Origin of the sequence: Parvibaculum sp., from assembly GCF_049671045.1 — a bacterium.
Taxonomy (GTDB): Bacteria; Pseudomonadota; Alphaproteobacteria; order Parvibaculales; family Parvibaculaceae; genus Parvibaculum.
Window position 1 is genome coordinate 1 of the sequence record NZ_JBATUH010000110.1, and the last position, 1,578, is coordinate 1,578.

At 66.0% G+C, this 1,578-nt stretch carries 2 protein-coding genes; one reads left to right on the forward strand and one right to left on the reverse strand.

Features of this window, described 5'->3' with window-relative positions; all coding sequences use genetic code 11:
- Positions 1 to 178 precede the first annotated feature (178 nt).
- A complete protein-coding gene (locus WBG82_RS12505) occupies positions 179 to 736 on the reverse strand; it encodes a rhodanese-like domain-containing protein (RefSeq protein WP_424424848.1) in 558 nt (185 codons plus the stop codon).
- A 145-nt stretch (positions 737 to 881) separates the two neighbouring features.
- On the opposite strand from WBG82_RS12505, the gene WBG82_RS12510 reads away from it, so the two are divergent.
- The coding region (locus WBG82_RS12510; protein WP_424424849.1) for an MBL fold metallo-hydrolase at positions 882 to 1,578 on the forward strand (697 nt) is incomplete at its 3' end.

Consider the following 1,578-nt stretch of genomic DNA (forward strand, 5'->3'; position numbering starts at 1 on the left):
CGCTTGTGCCGATGGCGACATGCGGATTGGCGACGCCGGCCAGATACACCAGCAGCGGCGTCGCGAGGATTGAGCCGCCGCCGCCCACAAGGCCAAGCGTGAAGCCGACGACAGCGCCGGCGCCCAGGCCCAGAAATGCTTCAGGCGCGATCATGGCGTGACATCCCGGCCTGGCGCGTCAGTTTTTTCCGGAAACGCCGCATGAAGCAGGCGCCGCCGGACGCAACGCCCGGTTCCATGGGGCGTGGGCCAGAAGCCGCGCCATGCCGCAGAAGCCGCTCACGCCGGCCGTCATCAGGCCAGCGCCGCCAAAGCCGGAAATGGCGAAGAACCATGGCGAGACCAGAAGGCCGAGCAGCACGCCGGCCAGGGCCATCGAGCCAGCGCCGATCTGCACCTGACGCTGCATCTCCAGCGGCTGGCTGCGATCCGTCGTCACCGGAAGACCGGCCTTCTTCCAGGCGTCGAGGCCGCCTTCCAGCACCCAGGCCTGACAGTCAGGCATGACGCCGGCGGCCAGCCGGTCGGCGGCGCTGGCCGTGCGCATGCCGCTGCGACAATGGAAAATAACCGCGGCGTCATTGGGCCCGGTCATGGACGATATGGACGACGACAGGGGGCGGGAGCGCGCGCCGGGAATGTGCTCGCGGGCGTGCTCATCCGCTTCACGAATGTCGATCAGAACCGCGCCATTCTGAAGCATCTGGCGGGCTTGTTCGGGCGCGATGGCAGGCAAGGGAGCAGGCAGAGGGGCGGACAGGGGGGCTGGGAAAGACGACATGGCGGCCTCGTGGCTCGGTTAATTAAGATATTGCTTATTTAGTTATCTCTCATATATTGTCAATATCCGTTTCGGCGCAAACATTCAGGGGAGGCCCCACATGCCCGGACCGCTCATTCAGGCGTTTTTCGACGAGCCCACCAACACCGTCAGCTATCGGGCAGCGGCCCCGGCGACGAAAATCGCCGCCGTCATCGACCCCGTGTTCGACTACGACCACCCCTCCGGCGCGGTTGACACCCGTTCGGTGGAAGCCATTCTGAAGGCGGCGGAGGCCGCCGGTTACCGGATCGAATGGGTCCTGGAGACGCACGCCCACGCGGACCATCTGTCCGGCGCGCCGTGGATCAGGGCGCGAACCGGCGCCAAAATCGGCATCGGCGAGCACATCAAAGAGGTGCAGCGGATTTTCCGGCCCGTGTTCAATGCGGAGGACCTGCATACGGACGGCCGCGATTTCGACCATCTGTTCAGGGATGGCGAGCGGTTCCGCATCGGCGAACTGGAGGTGGAAACCCTGCACACGCCAGGGCACACGCCGGCGGACGTATCCTGGCGCATCGGCGACGCGGTGTTCGTCGGCGACACCCTGTTCATGCCGGACTACGGCACGGCGCGGGCGGACTTTCCTGGCGGCGACGCCCACCAGCTTTACCGGTCAATCCGGCGTCTGCTGGCCCTGCCGCCAGAAACGCGCCTGTTCATGTGCCACGATTACAAGGCGCCAGGCCGCGACGCCTATGCCTGGGAGACGACCGTCGCGGCGCAACGCGCCGGCAATGTGCATGTGAAGGACG